We start from the raw sequence: 17,264 nt of genomic DNA on the forward strand, positions 1-17,264 counted from the left end.
CGCGCCCCGGACCGCGTACGGGATAATGCCGGGCATGCGCATTTCAGCCAGGGCCGACTACGCGGTGCGTGCCGCGCTCCAGCTCGCCGCCGCGCAGGACACCGGGCCGGTCAAGGCTGAGGCGATCGCCGCGTCGCAGGGCGTGTCCCACAAGTTCCTGGAGTCCATCCTCAACGACCTGCGCCGCGGGGGGCTCGTGCACAGCCGGCGCGGCGGGAACGGCGGCTACTGGCTGGCGCGGCCCGCCGCGTCGATCAGCGTCGCCGACGTCATACGGGTCGCGGACGGGCCGCTCGTGTCGGTGCGCGGGGTGCGGCCGCCGGAGTTGTCGTACTCGGGCGCGGCGGAGTCGCTGCTGCCGCTGTGGGTCGCGCTGCGGGCGCACGTGCGGCAGATCCTGGAGGGCGTGAGCCTGGCCGACGTCGCTTCGGCCAGGCTGCCGGCCGAGGTGTCGGCGCTGACCGAGGACCCGGCCGCCTGGACGAATCCCTGATCCTGCCCCTCCCTGCGGTTGCCGGTCTCACCTGGTGGGCCGGACATGTCCACGCCTCGAACTGCCCCTTGGGCGCGGGGAGTCACCTCTGCCACTATCCCTACTGAATCAGTGGGGAAACCGGAACTCCTGTGAGGTGACCGTGGCGACCGCGACAGCGCCGACTCCAGCGGACGATGTGAACTGGCCGCGCGTCACCCGGGAGGTCGCCGACGACCTGGCCGCCGACGCGCTCGCCCGCGACCGGGCGGGCGGCCCGCCGTCCGACGAAGCGGCGCGGCTGCGCGAGGCCGGGCTGCCGGCGCTGCTCACACCCCCCGCGGCGAAGGGGCCCGGCGGCGCCGACTGGCGGGCCGCCTGCGCGGTGGTGAAGGAGATCGCGGCGGCCGACGGCTCCATCGGCGAACTCCTCGCGCACCACTACGTCCTGGCCTGGAGCGGCCGCTTCCTCGGCTCCGGCGACGCCGCGCGCTTCGAACGGCGCGTGACCCGCGGCCGCTGGCTCCTCGGCGGCGGCATCGACCTGCCGGGAACGGAAGGCGAGGCCGAAGGGGAGGGCGACGGCCCGGACGGCACCGGGCCCGGCCTCACCGTCGTACCGCGAGGAGGCGGAGCGTACGTCCTGAACGGGCGGCGGCTGTTCGGCGCCGGGGTGACCGTCGCCGACCGGCTGGTCGTCGGCGCCCGGTGCGGCGGGACCGGCGACTTACTCGTCGTCCTGGCCGACCCGGCGCACCCCGGGGTGGGCGTCGAGCCGGCGGCCGACCGCGTCGGACAGCGCCTGTCCGGTGGCGGCACCGTCGGTTTCGACGGCGTGCCGATCGGTGCGGCGGACGTCCTCGGAACGGTCCCGCGCGACGACCACGCCGTCGCGCCGTTCACCGCCCTGGCTCCGCTCGCGCTGCGGCTGCTGCGCGTCCACGTCGCCCTGGGCGTCGCGGAGGGCGCGCTGGCGGAGGCGCGCGACGTCAGCCGGGCCGCACAGGCCGCCCGGCCGCCCGCGGCGGGCGGCGCGGACCCGTACCTCCTCCTCGCCTACGGAGAGCTGGCGACCGCCGCGCACACCGCGGCCGCGGTCGTCGAGGGCGCGACGGACGCCCTGGCGCGCGGACTGCGGGCGGGCGCGGCGCTCGACGTGGAGGGCCACGCCGACATCGCCGTACTCGTCGCCGCGGCGGAGGCCGTCACGAGCAGGTCCGCCCTGCACATCACCACCCGCGTCCTGGAACTCACCGACAGCGCGGGCTTCGACCGCTTCTGGCGCAACGCCCGCGTGCTGACCGCGCACACCTCGCCGGCCCGGCGCCTGCGCGACATCGGCGACCACTACCTCAACGGGACGCTGCCCCGCCTCGCGCCGCTGTGACGGGGCCCTGACCCACCCGGCGGCGGGTGGGCCGCGCCGGGACGGGTACGGCGGGCGTTCCTGGGGACTCGCATCTCCCGGGAGCACACCGGCCGAGGGAGGTGCCATGACCGCAGGGGTGCCGGCGCTGGGCACGGTGCGGGGCGCGGTGCGGGGCGCGGTGCGGGGCGTGGTGCTCGACACCGACGGGGTGATCACCGACTCCGCCCGGGTGCACGCGGCGGCCTGGCAGGGGGCCTTCGACGCCTTCCTGCGCGACCATCCGCCGCCCGACCCGGAGCAGCGCCGTCCCTTCGACCCCGGCGAGGACTACGCGCGCCACGTGGACGGCAGGTCCCGCGCCGACGGAGCCGCGGCGTTCCTGGCGTCGCGGGGCCTGCGGGCGGACGCCGCCGCGGTGGCGGAGGTCTCGGCCGAGAAGGAACGGCTCTTCACCGGGCTGCTGCGGGAGCGGCGCGTCGCCGCCTACCCCGGCACGGTGCGGCTGCTGCGGGCGCTGCGCGCGGCCGGGGTGCCGGTCGCGGCGGCGTCGGCGTCCCGGCACGCCCGCGAGCTGCTGGCGCGCGCGGACGCCCTCGACCTCTTCGACGCGGTGGTGGACGGGGCCGAGGCGGGGCGGCTGGGGCTGCCCGGCAAACCGGAGCCCGCGCTGTTCCTGGAGGCGGCCCGACGGCTGGGGGTGCCGCCCGGGCGGTGCGCGCTCGTCGAGGACGCGCTCGCGGGCGTCGAGGCCGGGCGGCGCGGCGGCTTCGGCCTGGTCGTGGGCGTGGACCGGCGGGCGGGCCCCGGCACGGCGGACGCGCTGCTGCGCGCGGGCGCCGACCTCGTCGTACGCGACCTCGCCGAGCTCCTGCCCACGGAAGAGGGAGCACGGACGTGACCGACTGGATGTGGGAGTACGAGGGCTACCTGCCGGAGCGGGAGAGCCTCCGGGAGTCCCTGTGCACCCTCGGCAACGGCTACTTCGCCACCCGTGGTGCCGCCACCGAGTGCGCGGCCGACGGCACCCACTACCCCGGTACGTACGTGGCCGGGTGCTACGACCGCCTCACGTCCGAGGTGGCCGGGCGCACGGTCGAGAACGAGGACCTGGTCAACCTGCCCAACTGGCTGGTGCTGCGCTACCGCCTGAACGGCGAGGGCCGGCCGGGCCCGTGGCTCACCCCGGACAGCCGCCGGCTCCTCGACCACCGCCAGACGCTCGACCTGCGGCAGGGCACGCTGGAGCGGGTGACGCGGTACGAGGACGAGCAGGGGCGGCGGCTGACCGTGCGGCAGCACCGGCTGGTGCACATGGGAGACCCGCACCTGGCGGCCCTGCGGACCGTGTTCACCGCCGAGAACTGGGCCGGCACGCTGGAGGTGGAGGCCGCCCTCGACGGGTCGGTCGAGAACACGGGCGTGGCCCGCTACCGGCAGCTGACCACCCGCCACCTCATCCACGTGCACACCGGTGACGCCGCCGCCGACACGGTGTGGCTGCGCTGCCGCACCAGCACCTCCGACATCCGCGTCGGCATGGCGGCCCGCACCGCCGCGCCGCCGGGCGTGGAGGCCGCGTCGCACCACCCGCAGCGGCGCGCGGTGCAGCGGATGCGGCTGGCCCTGGAGCCGGGGCGGCCGGCCGTCGTGGACAAGACGGTCGCCCTGCACACCTCGCGCGACCCGGCGATCAGCGACCCGCTGCACGCGGCCGTCGACCGGGTGCGGCGCGCCGGGTCCTTCGAGGAGCTGCTGTCCTCGCACCGCGCCGCGTGGCAGCAGCTGTGGCGCCGGGCCGAGCTGGAGGTGCCCGACGAGGCGGGCCGGATCCTGCGGCTGCACCTCTTCCACGTCCTGCAGACCCTCTCTCCGCACACCGCCGACCTCGACGTGGGCGTACCGGCGCGCGGGCTGCACGGTGAGGCGTACCGGGGCCACATCTTCTGGGACGAGCTGTTCGTGCTGCCCTACCTGAACCTGCACTTCCCCGAGGTGTCCCGGGCGCTGCTCACCTACCGCTACCGGCGTCTGGAGCGGGCCCGCTTCAGCGCCCTGGACGCGGGGTGCACCGGGGCGATGTACCCGTGGCAGAGCGGCAGCGACGGCCGTGAGGAGGCGCAGCGGCTGCACCTCAATCCGCGCTCGGGGCGCTGGGTGCCGGACCACTCGCACCTGCAGCACCACGTCGGTTCGGCGATCGCGTACAACGTGTGGCAGTACTGCGAGGCGAGCGGCGACAGCGAGTTCCTGCACACCAAGGGCGCGGAGATGCTCCTCCAGATCGCCCGCTTCTGGGCCTGCCGGGCCGAGCTGGACCCGGCGCTGGGCCGCTACCGCATCCGCGGGGTGGTCGGGCCCGACGAGTACCACGACGCCTACCCGGGCGCGACCGAGCCGGGGCTCGACGACAACGCGTACACCAACGTCACGGCCGCCTGGGTGCTGGCCCGCACGCTGGACCTGCTGCGCTCGCTGCCCGAGCCGCGCCGGCTGGAGCTGGTGGAGCGCACCGGGCTGCACCACGGGGAGCTGGAGCTGTGGGAGGACGTGTCGCGGATGCTGCACGTGCCGTTCCACTCCGGGGTGATCAGCCAGTTCGAGGGGTTCGGCGAGCTGGCGGAGTTCGACTGGGAGGGACACCGGCGCCGGTTCGGCGACATCCGGCGGCTGGACCGGATCCTGGAGGCGGAGGGCGACAGCGTCAACCGCTACAAGGCGTCCAAGCAGGCGGACGTGCTGATGCTGGGCTACCTGTTCTCACCGGCCGAGCTGCGCACCCTGTTCAGCCGGCTGGGTTACGTCCTCGACGAGGAGATGTGGCGCCGCACCGTCGACTACTACCTGCACCGCACGAGCCACGGCTCGACGCTGAGCGGCCTGGTCCACGGCTGGGTGCTGGCGCGGGTGCGGCGGTCGGAGGCGTGGCGGTTCTGCCAGGAGGCGCTGGAGGGCGACATCGCCGACATCCAGGGCGGTACGACGGGCGAGGGCATCCACCTGGGCGCGATGGCGGGCACCCTCGACCTCGTCCAGCGCGGTCTGACCGGCCTGGAGACGCGGGGCGGGGCGCTGCGGCTGGACCCGGTGCCGCTGCCGGAGCTGTCCGAGTTCTGCTTCACCCTGCGCTACCGGGGCCACTGGGGCGTGTCGCTGCGGATGGCGCCGGGGAGCCTGCACATCGCCGTGCCGGGCTCCGGGCGCGACCCGATCAACGTGGAGCTGCTGCCGGAGCGGGCGGTGCTGGTGGAGCCGGGCGAGGAGTGCGAGCTGCCGCTGCCGGTGGCGCGGTGAGCGTTGCCGGTGGCGCGGTGAGCCGGATCGAGCCGAGGCCGATCAGGCCTGTTCGAGGTGTCGGCGTACGTGCCGGTGGGCGTCCCACACGTCGACCCTGCGGCCGGTGACCTCGGTGGGCGTGAGGGCGACCCACCGCGCGCCCTCGGAGTCCGGCCACGGGGCGCGGTACGCCTGCCGGTCGAGACGGCGTACGGCCTCGGGGTCGGTGACGGGGCGGGGCCGGCCGACGATCAGGACGCTCCAGCCACGGCCCACGACGTCGTCGATGTGGTCGACCTCGAAGGCGAGCTCGCCGCCGGGCGCGGTGGCCGGGAGGGCGTCCGGCGGTGTCCGGAAGGCCACCTCGCCGTCGGCCACGACGTAGGTCACCGGCATGATCGCGGGGTGGCTGCGGCTGGTCACCGCGACCCGGCCGACGCCGTGCGTGCCGAGGAGGACGCCGCACTCGTCGGAGCTCAGCTCGGTGAGGATCGGCCGCTGGGCGGGGACGCCGGAGCCGGGTGGCAGGTCGGTGGTGCCGCCCTCCAGCTCGATGACGCTGGTCTCCAGGGCGTCGGCCAGGCGCAGCAGGAAGCCGATGCCGGGGGTGGCGGGCTGTTCCTCCAGGTACTGGATGTAACCGGGCGCCGAGCCGGCGCGGAGGGCGACCTCTTCACGGCTGAGGCCGAGCTCCTGGCGGCGGGCGGCCACGCGGCGGCCGATGTCCCCGCAGCAGTGGCCGTGGCCCTGGGAATGCTTCTCGGACATGAGGCACCGTCCCCTCGGTCGAAGGGCACCCTGTCCTTACGGTAGCCACCGGCGCCCGGGTCCGCACGCCCCGGCGGGCGGCCCCGCCCGTGGACCTCCTGCTCGCCCGGCCTACTGCTCGCCCGGCCCCGGCTCCACCACGTCGCGGCGGCGGCCGAGGGTCTCCTCGCGCTCCCGCTCGACGATCGCGGGGTGGTGCAGGTCGAAGGCGGGCGACTCGGAGCGGATGCGGGGCATGGTGGTGAAGTTGTGGCGCGGCGGCGGGCAGGAGGTGGCCCACTCCAGGGAGCGGCCGTAGCCCCAGGGGTCGTCGACGTCGACCCGTTCGCCGTGGCGGGCGGTCTTCCACACGTTGTAGAGGAACGGGAACGTCGACAGGCCCAGCAGGAACGAGCCCATGGTCGACACCATGTTGAGCGCGGTGAAGCCGTCGGCGGCGAGGTAGTCGGCGTACCGGCGTGGCATGCCCTCGGCGCCCAGCCAGTGCTGGACCAGGAACGTCAGGTGGAAGCCCGTGAACAGCGTCCAGAAGTGGATCTTGCCGAGCCGTTCGTCGAGCATGCGCCCGGTCATCTTGGGCCACCAGAAGTGGAACCCCGAGAACATCGCGAAGACGATCGTCCCGAAGAGCACGTAGTGGAAGTGGCCGACGACGAAGTACGTGTCGGTGACGTGGAAGTCCATCGGCGGCGAGGCGAGGACGACGCCGGTGAGCCCCCCGAAGAGGAAGGTGACGAGGAAGCCGACGGCCCACAGCATCGGGGTCTCGAAGCTGATGGAGCCCTTCCAGGTGGTGCCGATCCAGTTGAAGAACTTCACGCCGGTCGGCACCGCGATGAGGAAGCTGAGCAGCGAGAAGAAGGGCAGGAGCACCGCGCCGGTGGCGAACATGTGGTGCGCCCACACCACGACCGACAGCCCGGTGATGGCGATGGTGGCGCCGATGAGCCCGATGTAGCCGAAGAGGGGCTTGCGCGAGAAGACCGGCAGGACTTCGGTGACCACGCCGAAGAACGGCAGGGCGAGGATGTACACCTCGGGGTGTCCGAAGAACCAGAACAGGTGCTGCCACAGCAGCGCGCCGCCGTTGCGCGGGTCGAAGATGTGGGAGCCGAAGGCGCGGTCCGACTCCAGGGCGAGGAGCGCGGCGGCGAGCACGGGGAAGGCGAGCAGCACGAGGACCGAGGTCAGCAGGACGTTCCAGGTGAAGATCGGCATCCGGAACATCGTCATCCCGGGGGCCCGCATCCCGATGATCGTGGTGACGAAGTTGACCGCGCCGAGGATGGTGCCGAACCCGGAGAGCGCCAGGCCCATGATCCACAGGTCGGCGCCGATCTGCGCGGTGTGCTCCTTCCGGTTGAGCGGGGCGTAGGCGGTCCAGCCGAAGTCGGCGGCGCCGTTGTTGGTCAGCAGGGAGCCGACGACCATGAGGCCGCCGAAGAGGAACAGCCAGTACGACAGCATGTTCAGGCGCGGGAACGCCACGTCGGGCGAGCCGATCTGCAGCGGCATGATGGCGTTGGCGAACCCGGCGAAGGTGGGGGTGGCGAAGAGCAGCAGCATCACGGTCCCGTGGAGCGTGAACGCCTGGTTGTACTGCTCGTTGGTCACCAGCTGCATGCCGGGGCGGGCCAGTTCGGCGCGGATCACCAGGGCCAGCGCCCCGGCGAAGAGGAAGAAGCCGAACGAGGTGACCAGGTACAGGTGCCCGATCCTCTTGTGGTCCGTCGTGGTCAGCCACCCCACGAGGGCGCGGCCCCGGCGGCGCCAGGCGGAGGAGGAGACCGGTGCCGGGGCGACGGGCTCGGTCGAAGTCACCATGGGCCGCAACGCTACGCAGTGCAGCGCTGCGCGGACGGTTTGGGCTCGCGCGGCCGTGGCCACGTCACTCGTTTTGGGCAGCGGCCGGGGCGGAGTCGCGCGGGCCGCGTACGCGGTCGCTCAGTCCCTGCCCCGCGCCCGCCGGAACCGGGCGAGGCCGTCGGCGAGGCCGGCGATCGGGTCGGCGGCCAGCAGCTCGGGGACGAGCCGGCCGCCGATGTAGCCGGTGGCGCCGGTGACGAGGCAGAGCGCCGGACCGTCGGGGCGGTTCATGGGGCTCCCTGGGGGTCCGTGGCGGTGGTGCGCGTCCGTGGGCGGTGGTGCGCGTCCTTCCACCTTCCCCTCTGTGCTGCACGTCCGCCCGGTGGACGGCCGAAGCGTTGACAGCCGTGGGCCGCGCGCCGAGACTTTTCGCGCCCACGTGAGTGAAGGCGATTTCACCACGCGAACGAGCTCCCCAGGGACGGTCATGACCTCTTCCCGCACCACCCCCGGGCTCCGCCCGCCCCGCACCTTCCGCACCGTCTTCCCGGTGCTGGCCCTGTGCTGGCTGGCCGTCTTCTTCGACGGGATGGACGTCAACATCTACGGCGCAGTCATGCCGCACATGCTCGACGACGCGGACCTCGGCCTCACGAAGGCGAGCGCGGGCACCATCGGCAGCTGGACCACCTTCGGCATGCTCGTCGGCGCGCTCGCCGCCGGGAACGTCACCGACTGGCTCGGGCGCAGGCCCCTGCTGGTCGCCAGCATCACGCTCTTCTCGTTCGGCTCGGCGCTCTGCGCCCTCGCCGGCAGCCCGGCCTCCTTCGGCTTCGGGCGGTTCGTGTCGGGCCTCGGGCTCGGCGGGCTGATGCCGCTGTGCCTGGCGATGGTGATGGAGTTCGCGCCGCCGCGCCGGGCCGCCCTGACGACGGGGCTGCTGATGACCTCGTACCACGCGGGCGGCATGGCGGCGACGGGCCTCGGGCTGACGCTGGCGCCCGCCTTCGGGTGGCGCTGGGTGTTCTGGGCGGGCGCGGTGCCCGCCGTCATCGCCGTACCGCTGCTGCTGAGGCTGCTGCCGGAGTCGCCCGGGGTGCTCCTCGCGCGGGGCGAGCGGGAGCGGGCGGACGCGGTCGCGGACCGGTACGGGCTCGCGCGGCCGACCCCCGTGGAGGCACCGGCGGCCGGGGCGAAGGGGCGCCTGGAGGCCGTCCGGGCGCTGTTCCGGCCGGAGTCGCGGTGGGCGACGCCGCTGCTGTGGCTGGCGGCCTTCTGCGGACTGCTGCTGGTGTACGGGGTGTCGACGTGGCTGCCGCAGATGATGCGCGCCTCCGGTTACGGGGTCGGCTCCTCCGTCAGCTTCCTGCTGGTCATCAACGCGGGCGGCATCGTCGGCCTGCTCGTCGCGGGCCGCACCGCCGACCGGTTCGGCCCGGTGCGGGTCTCGGCGGTCTGGTTCGTGCTCACGGCGGCCGGGGCGCTCCTGCTGAGGTCGCAGCTGCCGCTCGGGTGGACGTACGTGGTGGTCGCGGGCACCGGTGTCGTCCTCTTCAGCGCGCAGGTCATGGTGTACGCCGCCGTCAACACGCTCTACCGCGACAGCGAGCGCGCCGCGGGCCTCGGCTGGGTGACGGGCGTGGGGCGTACGGGCGCGGTGTTCGGCCCGTGGCTGGGCGGGGTGCTGGCGGCGAGCGGCCACGACAGCTGGGGCTTCACCGCGTTCGCCGTGGCCGGGCTGGTGGGCGCCGCCGCCATCGCGTGCGTCCCGCTCGCCGCGCGCGCCCCGCGGACCGGGCCCGCTCAGCCCATCGGCAAACCGGTGTAGTTGTCGGCCAGTTCGGCGGCGGCGTGCGGCGACGCGGCGATCCGGTCGAGCTGCGCGAGCTGGAGGCGCGTGTCGAACGGCGACTGGGCCGGGTCGGCGTGCAGCGTCGTCGTCATGGCGTACGAGAAGTGCTCCGCCCGCCACACCCGGCGCAGACAGGTGGCGGAGTACGCCTCCAGGAGCTCCTCCGAGCCCGTGTCCACCCGGTGGGCGAGGGCGCGGGCGAGCACCACCACGTCGGCGACGGCGAGGTTGAGGCCCTTGGCGCCGGTCGGCGGCACGATGTGCGCGGCGTCCCCGGCGAGGAAGAGCCGCCCGTGACGCATCGGTTCGGTGACCCAGCTGCGCATCGGCAGCACCGCCTTCTGCGTCACCGGACCGCGCTCCAGCCGCCAGTCCGGCTCCGCGTCGAGCGCGAAGCGGGCGTCCAGCTCGTCCCAGACGCGCTCGTCGGGCCAGTCGGCGGGGTCGGTGCCGTTCGGGACCTGGAGGTAGAGGCGGCTGACGGCCGGGGTGCGCATGCTCGCGAGGGCGAAGCCGCGCGCGGAGTGGGCGTAGATCAGCTCGTCGTAGACGGGCGGGGCCTCGGCGAGGATGCCGAGCCAGGAGTAGGGATAGGTCCGCTCGTACGTGGTGCGCAGGTGCTCGGGTACGGCGGCGCGGGTGACGCCGTGGAAGCCGTCGCAGCCGACGACGTAGTCGCAGGTGAGGGCCTGCTCCCGGCCCTCGTGGCTGTAGCGGACGGCGGGCCGGTCGGTGCCGGCGCCGTCGACGGCGTGGACCTCGGCCTCGAAGAGCAGCGGGCCTCCCTCGGCGAGCTGGAGGGCGATGAGGTCCTTGACGACCTCGGTCTGGGCGTACACCGTCACCCTGCGCCCGCCGGTGAGCGCGGGGAGGTCGACGCGGTGGGCGCGCCCGTCGAAGCGCAGCTCGATACCGTCGTGGACCAGACCCTCACGGTCGAGGCGCGCCCCGGCGCCGGCGGCGCGCAGCACGTCGACGGTGCCCTGCTCCAGGATCCCGGCGCGCTGGCGGCGCTCGACGTACGCGCGGTCGCGGCGCTCCAGCACGACGCTGGCGACACCGGCGCGGTGGAGCAGCCGGGCGAGCAGCAGCCCGGCCGGGCCGCCGCCGATGATCCCGACGGTGGTGTGCATGCGCTCTCCTGTTCGCGTGGTGAAGTAAACTTCACGGAATCGGGTGCGCCGAGTGTGCGCCCGCCGCCCGACGCTGTCAACGCCCGCGTCACCGCCCTGAGTACGACGGAGAGCCGATGCCTTCCACCAGCCCCTCTGAGCCCCCTCCGGGCCCGCCGCCCGAGGCCGTCGCCCCCCTGATGCGCGGTATCGCCGTCCTGCGCGGGCTCACCGACGCCTCCGGCAGGCTCAGCCTCAGCGAGCTGGAGCGCGCCACCGGCCTCGCCCGCGCCACCGTCGACCGGGTCGCGGCCACGCTGGCGCGCATGGGGTACGTACGCCTCGACGGCCGCGACGCGACGCTCGCCCCGCGCCTGATGGAGCTCGGCAACGCCTACCTCGCCGCGATCCGGCTGCCCGACCTGCTGGGGGCGCACGCGGACGCGCTCGCCGACGCGCTGGACGAGTCGGTCTCGCTGGCGGTGGGCGACGGCGACGGCATCCGCTTCGTCCACCAGGCGACCCGGCGCCGCGCCATGTCCCTGAGCTTCCGCATCGGCGACCTGCTGCCCGCCGAACGCACCGGCCCCGGGCCGTTGTTCGCCGCCGAGTGGACGGCGGCGGAGTGGGCCCGGTGGCGCGAGCGCCGCGCCGCCGACCCGGAGGACCGGGGCTTTCCCGCCGTACCGCCGCGCCACCGAGAAGTGGACTTCGAGGAGCGGGTGGCGCGGGCCCGCGAGCAGGGGTGGGCGCTGGACGACCAGCTCATCGAGCCGGGCCTGGTCGCGGTCACCGTGCCGGTGCGGGCCCCCGACGGCGGCGTGGCGTGCGCGCTCAGCGCGGTGAGCCACACCAGCCGGCACAGCGCCTCCTCGCTGCGCGACGCCACGCTCCCCCGGCTGCGCGCGGCGGTGGACGGCATGGAGCGCGCCCTGCGTGAGGCGCCGCCGCGTCCGGGGCCCCGCCCGGACGCGCTCGCCGCCTGGACGGGCGGCTCCAAGCAGGAGCTGGGCCGCGGCTTCATCGAGTCCCTCGCCCGGGGCCTGACCGTGCTGACCGCCTTCGGCGAGGGCCGCGACGCGCTGACGCTCAGCGCCGTGGCCGAGGCGACGGGCCTGGCCCGGGCGACCGCCCGGCGGGCCCTGATCACGCTGGAGCACCTCGGTTACGTCACGGCGCACGAGCGGACGTTCCGGCTGACACCGCGCGTGCTGGGCCTCGGGTATCCCCCGCTGTCCCGCACGACGCTGCCCGCCATCGCCGCGCCGCACCTCGCGGCGCTCGCCACGCGCGTGCACGACTCGGCGTCGCTGGCCGTGCTCGACGGCGACGACATCCGGTACACGGCGCGCGTCGCCACCAGCCGCATCATGAGCGTCAACATCACCGTCGGTACGCGCTTCCCGGCGTACGCGACCTCGATGGGCCGCGTGATGCTGGCGGGGCTGCCGGGCGACGAGCGCCGGGAGCGGCTCGCCCGGGCGGAGCTCACCGCCCTGACCCCGTACACCGTCACGGACCCGGCCGAGCTCGCCGCGGTCCTGGACGGGGTCGCCGCCCGGGGCTACGCGCTCGTCGACGAGGAGCTGGAGGAGGGTCTGCGGTCCATCGCCGTCCCCGTACGCGACCGGGCCGGGACGGTGGTCGCGGCGGCGAACGTCGCCATGCACAGCGTGCGGCGCAGCGCCGAGGAGTGCGTCGCGCAGGTGCTGCCCGAGCTGCGGGCGGCGGCGGACCGGATCGAGGCGGACCTGGCGGTGGTGGGGCGCTTCACGCGCGTCCCGTGGGAGTGAGTCCGCGGGGGCTCAGAAGACGGACAGGCCGGTCAGGGTGGTGAACCGGTCCAGGGCGGCCACGCCCGCCACCGAGTTGCCGCGCCGGTCCAGGCCCGGGGACCAGACGCACAGGGTGCAGTGGCCGGGCACGACCGCGATGATGCCGCCGCCGACACCGCTCTTGCCGGGCAGGCCGACCCGGTGGGCGAAGTCCCCGGCGGCGTCGTACGTGCCGCAGGTCAGCATCACGGCGTTGATCTGCTTGGCCTGGCTGCGGGTCAGCAGCGTCGAGCCGTCGGCCCGTATGCCGTGGCGGGCGAGGAACCCGGCGGCGAGCGCCAGGTCGGCGCAGGACGCCTCGACGGAGCACTGGCGGAAGTACTGCTCCAAGAGATCCGGGACCGGGTTGGTGATGTTGCCGTACGAGGCCATGAAGTGCGCGAGGGCGGCGTTGCGGTCGCCGTGCGCCGCTTCGGAGGCGGCGACCTTCTCGTCGAAGTCCAGCCCGGGGTTGCCGCTCTCGGCGCGCAGGAGGTCCCGCAGCGCGCCGGAGGCGTCGCCGCCGGTCAGGGCCTGGAGGCGGTCGGTGGTGACGAGGGCGCCGGCGTTGATGAACGGATTGCGCGGGATGCCGTTCTCGTACTCCAGCTGCACCAGCGAGTTGAACGGGTTGCCGGACGGCTCGCGGCCGACCCGCTCCCACAGCGCCTCGCCGTCCGCCGACAGCACCAGGGCGAGGGTGAAGACCTTGGTGATGGACTGCGCCGAGAAGGGCGTGCGCCAGTCCCCGACGCCGTACACCGTGCCGTCGAGCTCGGCGACGGCCATCCCGAAGCGGCCCGGGTCGGCCTCGGCGAGCGCGGGGATGTAGTCGGCGGGGCGGCCGCGGTCCCGGTCGGGGAGGGCGGCGATCTCGGCGGCGATGCGGTCGAGGACGGAGGCGAAGCGCGGTGACACGCCCACACAGTACGGGCTAGGACAGGAGCGGGAGCACCCGGTCCGGGGTGAGGGGCAGCTCGCGGAAGCGGACGCCCGTGGCGTGGTGGACGGCGTTGCCGATGGCGGCGGGGGTGCCGACGATGCCGATCTCGCCGATGCCCTTGCTGCCCATCGGGTTGAGGTGGGGGTCCTCCTCGTCCACCCAGTGAGCCTCGACGTCCGGCACGTCGGCGTGGCTCGGTACGTGGTACGCGGCCAGGTCGCGCTCGGCGAAGTCGCCGAAGGCCGGGTCCACGGTGGAGTGCTCGGTCAGCGCCATGCCGAGCCCCATGACCATGCCGCCGATGAACTGGGAGCGGGCCGTGCGCGGGTTGAGGATCCGCCCGGCGGCGTACACGCCGAGCAGCCGCCGCACCCGGACCTCGCCGGTGGCGGTGTCGACCGCGACCTCGGCGAAGTGGGCGCCGAAGGCGTGCCGGGCGAACGGCGGCGTGCGCTCGGCCTCCTCGGTGGTGTCGGCGGTGGAGGTCAGGCCGCCCGCGGGCAGCGGGCCCTCGTGGCGGGCGAGCCGCTCGGCCAGCCGCGTACAGGCCTGGTGCACGGCCGAGCCCCAGGAGGCGGTTCCGGACGAGCCTCCGGCGAGGGGGGCGCGCGGGAGGCGGGTGCTGCCGATGCCGATGCGGACGGAGCCGAGGTCGGTGGAGAGGGCGTCGGCGGCGATCTGGGCGAGGACGGTCCGGGCTCCGGTGCCGATGTCGGTGGCGTTGACGTGGACGGCGTAGGTGCCGTCGGGCAGGGCGGTCGCGGTGGCCGTGGACGGCGAGAGCAGCACGGGGTAGGTCGCGGCGGCCACGCCGGTGCCGGTCAGCCACCGCCCTTTCGGGCCGCCGCGGCGGGCCGCCGGGCGCGGGTCGCGGTCGTGCCAGCCGAAGCGGCGGGCGCCCTCACGCAGGCAGGCGACGAGGTTGCGGCTGGAGAAGGGCAGGCCGCTGTCGGGTTCGGTGGCGGGGTCGTTGCGAACGCGCAGCTCGACGGGGTCGAGGCCGAGGGCGTCGGCCAGCTCGTCCATGGCCGACTCGAGCGCGTACATGCCGGACGCCTCACCCGGGGCGCGCATCCAGGACGGCGACGGCACGTCGAGGGGCACGACCCGGTGGCCGGTGAGGCTGTGCGGCGAGGCGTACATGACCCGCGCGGGGACGGCCGCCTGCTCGACGAACTCGGTGACGCGCGAGGTCTGCGTGGTGACCTCGTGGGCCACGGCGATCAGCGTGCCGTCGCGGTCGGCGGCGAGCCGGACGCGCTGGACGGTGGGCGCGCGGTGCCCGACGGTCGTCGGCAGGTCCTTGCGGGGCAGCGCCAGTTTCACGGGGCGGCCGGTGTGCCGGGCGGCCATGACGGCGAGCACGACGTGCGGGCGGGGCGTGCCCTTGGAGCCGAAGCCGCCGCCGACGTGCTCGGAGCCGACCGTGATCCGTTCTTCCGGGATGCCGAACATCCCTGCCAGGACGGCGCGCACGGGCCCCGCGCCCTGGCTGGAGTCGTACACCGTCAGGTGGCCGGAGCCGTCGGCGCCGTCCCAGCGGGCGTAGGCGGCGTGGGGCTCCATGGGGTGGTTGTGCAGCGGCGGTATCCGGTAGGTGGCGTCGACGCGTACGGGCGCGGCCGCCCAGGCCCCCTCGGCGTCGCCGCGCACGCGGCGGGCGGCGCTGCCGCCGTTGGCCTCGTCGGGCTCGTACGCATCCGGGTGGTCGGGGCGGAGGGTGACGTCGTGCGGCTCGGCGGCGTACGTGACCCGGACGGCCTCGGCGGTGGCGCGGGCGGCCTCCAGGGACTCGGCGACGGCGAGGGCGACGTACCAGCCGCGGTGCGGCACGCGGTCGTTCTGCAGCACGGCGAGGGCCGGGTCGTCCGGCTCGGCGACCCGGGGCGCGGTCCACGGCGTCAGGACGGCGAGGGCGCCGGGCGTGGCGAGGGCCGCGGTGGTGTCGACGGTGGTGACGCGGCCGCGGGCGATGGTGGCGGGGACGGGCCAGGCGTACGCGCAGTCGGGCGGGGTGTGCGCGAGCTCGGTGGCGTACCGCGCGGTGCCGGTGACCTTGTCCCGGCCTTCGAGGCGCTCGGCGGGGGCGCCGAGTCCTCCGCCCGCGGGGGCGGTCGTCGATGCGGCGGCGGCGCCGGAGGTGGTCTGGGTGGGGCGCATCGCGGCTCTCCGGATCCGGTCGGCGGGTCGGGTTCGTCCGTCCGTGGTGGTGGTCGGTGTCGGCGGTCGGTGGCGGCGGTCGCGGCCGGTGGCGGTCAAGGGCGACGGTCGGCGGTCGCGGTCAGCGGTGGGCGAGCTCCCGGGCCTCGGCGAGCTCCGCCAGGGCGCGGCGGGCGAGGTTGCGGGCCAGCGGCACCTTGAAGGCGTTGTCGCCGAGCGGCTCGGCGAGGGCCAGTTCGGCGTTGACCGCGTGGCCGATGTTCGCGGCGTTCGGCGGGTGGCCGAGGAGCGCGGCCTCGGCGAGGCGGGCGCGCCACGGGCGGTGCGCGAGGCCGCCGAAGGCGAGCCCCACATGGCGTACGAGCCCCCTGTCGTCCACGTCCAGGACGGCCGCGACGGAGGCGAGCGCGAAGGCGAAGGACGCCCGGTCGCGGGCCTTGTGGTACGCGGACGGCAGTCCGGCCGTCGACGCCGGGAGCGCGACGGAGGTGATCAGCTCGCCCGGGCGGATCACGGTGTCCCGTTCCGGGTGGTCGCCGGGCAGGCGGTGGAACTCGGCCGCCGGTACGGTCCGCCCGCCGTCGGGGCCGCGCAGCTCGACGGTGGCGTCGAGCGCGGCGAGCGCGACGGCCATGTCGGAGGGGTGCGTGGCGATGCAGTGCGGCGAGTGGCCCAGCACGGCGTGGTCGCGGTGGACGCCGTCGCGGGCGGCGCAGCCGGTGCCCGGTTCGCGCTTGTTGCAGGGCTTGGAGGTGTCCTGGAAGTACGGGCACCGGGTGCGCTGCAGGAGGTTGCCGCCGGTGGTGGCGACGTTCCGCAGCTGCCCCGACGCGCCCGCGAGCAGCGCCTGCGAAAGGGCCGGGTAGCGGGTGCGCACCAGGGGGTGGGCGGCGAGGTCGCTGTTGCGTACGGTCGCGCCGACGCGCAGCCCGCCGTCCGGGAGCTCCTCGACGGTGTCCAGCGGGAGCCGGCTGACGTCGACGAGGGTGTCGGGGCGCTCGACGCCGTGCTTCATCAGGTCGACGAGGTTGGTGCCGCCCGCGAGGTAGCGGGCGCCGGGGTTCCCGGCGTGGGCGGCGGTCGCCTCCTCGACGCTGGTGGCGCGTACGTACGCGTAGGGCTTCATCCGCGGATCACGTCCTCACGTGCTGCTGCTGACGTCCTCGACGGCGGCGACGATGTTCGGGTACGCGCCGCAGCGGCAGAGGTTGCCGCTCAGCCGCTCGCGGATCTCGTCGGCCGTGAGGCGGACCGGGCCCTGCGCCGGCGGGGCGGCGGGGTCGGTCGCGTACGAGGGGTGGCCGGCGGCGGCCTCGTCGAGGACGCCGGCCGCCGAGCAGAGCTGGCCGGGGGTGCAGTAGCCGCACTGGAAGGCGTCCCGGTCGAGGAAGGCGCGCTGCAGCGGGTGCGGCTCGCCGTCGCCGTCGGCGGCCAGGCCCTCCACGGTGGTGACGTCGCGGCCGTCCTGGGCGACGGCCAGCAGCAGGCAGCTGTTGGCCCGCCGGCCGTCGACGAGCACGGTGCAGGCGCCGCACTGGCCGTGGTCGCAGCCCTTCTTCGCGCCGGTCAGACCAAGGCGCTCGCGCAGCAGGTCGAGCAGCGTCGTGCGGTGGTCGACGGCGAGGGTGTGCGGCGCGCCGTTCACCGTCAGGGTGACGCGCGAGTGGGTGGGGGCTTTCGGGGACGGCACGGCCG

At 75.0% G+C, this 17,264-nt stretch carries 14 protein-coding genes; 6 read left to right on the forward strand and 8 right to left on the reverse strand.

The annotated features are described in order from the left end of the window. Positions 1–34 precede the first annotated feature (34 nt). The 4 genes from AC07FJ_RS22250 to AC07FJ_RS22265 all read left to right on the forward strand — a co-directional run bounded on the left by AC07FJ_RS22250 (position 35) and on the right by AC07FJ_RS22265 (position 5,132). Positions 35–493, forward strand: a complete 459-nt coding sequence (locus AC07FJ_RS22250) for an RrF2 family transcriptional regulator (protein WP_361429583.1) — start codon at positions 35–37, stop codon at positions 491–493. 142 nt (positions 494–635) lie between these two features. Further along, positions 636–1,859 (forward strand): acyl-CoA dehydrogenase family protein, encoded by a 1,224-nt coding sequence (locus AC07FJ_RS22255; RefSeq protein ID WP_479051085.1) that lies wholly within the window; start codon positions 636–638, stop codon positions 1,857–1,859. A gap of 106 nt (positions 1,860–1,965) precedes the next feature. Then, entirely contained in the window at positions 1,966–2,739 is a 774-nt protein-coding gene (locus AC07FJ_RS22260) for an HAD family hydrolase (protein ID WP_479051086.1), read from the forward strand. Continuing rightward, on the forward strand, positions 2,736–5,132 hold the full coding sequence (locus AC07FJ_RS22265) for a glycoside hydrolase family 65 protein (RefSeq protein WP_479051087.1): 2,397 nt from the start codon (positions 2,736–2,738) through the stop codon (positions 5,130–5,132). The genes AC07FJ_RS22260 and AC07FJ_RS22265 overlap by 4 nt, the downstream gene beginning before the upstream one ends. A 42-nt stretch (positions 5,133–5,174) precedes the next feature. Here the strand turns inward: AC07FJ_RS22265 and AC07FJ_RS22270 are convergent, their stop codons facing one another. The 3 genes from AC07FJ_RS22270 to AC07FJ_RS22280 form a co-directional block, all read right to left on the reverse strand. Beyond that, positions 5,175–5,882, reverse strand: coding sequence for a helix-turn-helix domain-containing protein (locus AC07FJ_RS22270; RefSeq protein WP_479051088.1), 708 nt, complete (start codon positions 5,880–5,882; stop codon positions 5,175–5,177). Positions 5,883–5,993: 111 nt separating this feature from the next. Then, positions 5,994–7,706, reverse strand: a complete 1,713-nt coding sequence (ctaD, locus tag AC07FJ_RS22275; RefSeq protein ID WP_479051089.1) for an aa3-type cytochrome oxidase subunit I — start codon at positions 7,704–7,706, stop codon at positions 5,994–5,996. A gap of 120 nt (positions 7,707–7,826) precedes the next feature. Then, positions 7,827–7,979, reverse strand: a complete 153-nt coding sequence (locus tag AC07FJ_RS22280; protein ID WP_479051256.1) for a hypothetical protein — start codon at positions 7,977–7,979, stop codon at positions 7,827–7,829. 196 nt (positions 7,980–8,175) lie between these two features. On the opposite strand from AC07FJ_RS22280, the gene AC07FJ_RS22285 reads away from it, so the two are divergent. Continuing rightward, positions 8,176–9,516 carry an MFS transporter gene (locus AC07FJ_RS22285; RefSeq protein WP_479051090.1) on the forward strand — a complete coding sequence of 447 codons (1,341 nt, stop codon included), beginning with the start codon at positions 8,176–8,178 and terminating at the stop codon, positions 9,514–9,516. On the opposite strand, the gene AC07FJ_RS22290 is transcribed toward AC07FJ_RS22285, so the two are convergent. Then, positions 9,492–10,673 (reverse strand): 4-hydroxybenzoate 3-monooxygenase, encoded by a 1,182-nt coding sequence (locus AC07FJ_RS22290; protein ID WP_479051091.1) that lies wholly within the window; start codon positions 10,671–10,673, stop codon positions 9,492–9,494. The two genes, AC07FJ_RS22285 and AC07FJ_RS22290, sit on opposite strands and share 25 nt — an antisense overlap. A gap of 116 nt (positions 10,674–10,789) precedes the next feature. On the opposite strand from AC07FJ_RS22290, the gene AC07FJ_RS22295 reads away from it, so the two are divergent. Then, entirely contained in the window at positions 10,790–12,445 is a 1,656-nt protein-coding gene (locus AC07FJ_RS22295) for an IclR family transcriptional regulator domain-containing protein (RefSeq protein ID WP_479051092.1), read from the forward strand. 12 nt (positions 12,446–12,457) lie between these two features. On the opposite strand, the gene AC07FJ_RS22300 is transcribed toward AC07FJ_RS22295, so the two are convergent. From AC07FJ_RS22300 to AC07FJ_RS22315, 4 genes are all read right to left on the reverse strand, one after another. Then, entirely contained in the window at positions 12,458–13,390 is a 933-nt protein-coding gene (locus AC07FJ_RS22300; RefSeq protein WP_479051093.1) for a glutaminase, read from the reverse strand. A 10-nt stretch (positions 13,391–13,400) separates the two neighbouring features. Continuing rightward, a complete protein-coding gene (locus AC07FJ_RS22305; RefSeq protein WP_479051094.1) occupies positions 13,401–15,569 on the reverse strand; it encodes a xanthine dehydrogenase family protein molybdopterin-binding subunit in 2,169 nt (722 codons plus the stop codon). A 121-nt stretch (positions 15,570–15,690) separates the two neighbouring features. After that, a complete protein-coding gene (locus AC07FJ_RS22310; protein ID WP_479051095.1) occupies positions 15,691–16,695 on the reverse strand; it encodes an FAD binding domain-containing protein in 1,005 nt (334 codons plus the stop codon). A gap of 15 nt (positions 16,696–16,710) precedes the next feature. Continuing rightward, positions 16,711–17,259, reverse strand: a complete 549-nt coding sequence (locus AC07FJ_RS22315) for a (2Fe-2S)-binding protein (RefSeq protein ID WP_479051096.1) — start codon at positions 17,257–17,259, stop codon at positions 16,711–16,713. Positions 17,260–17,264: the final 5 nt, after the last annotated feature.

It is taken from the genome of Streptomyces sp. NPDC045998 (assembly GCF_056430285.1).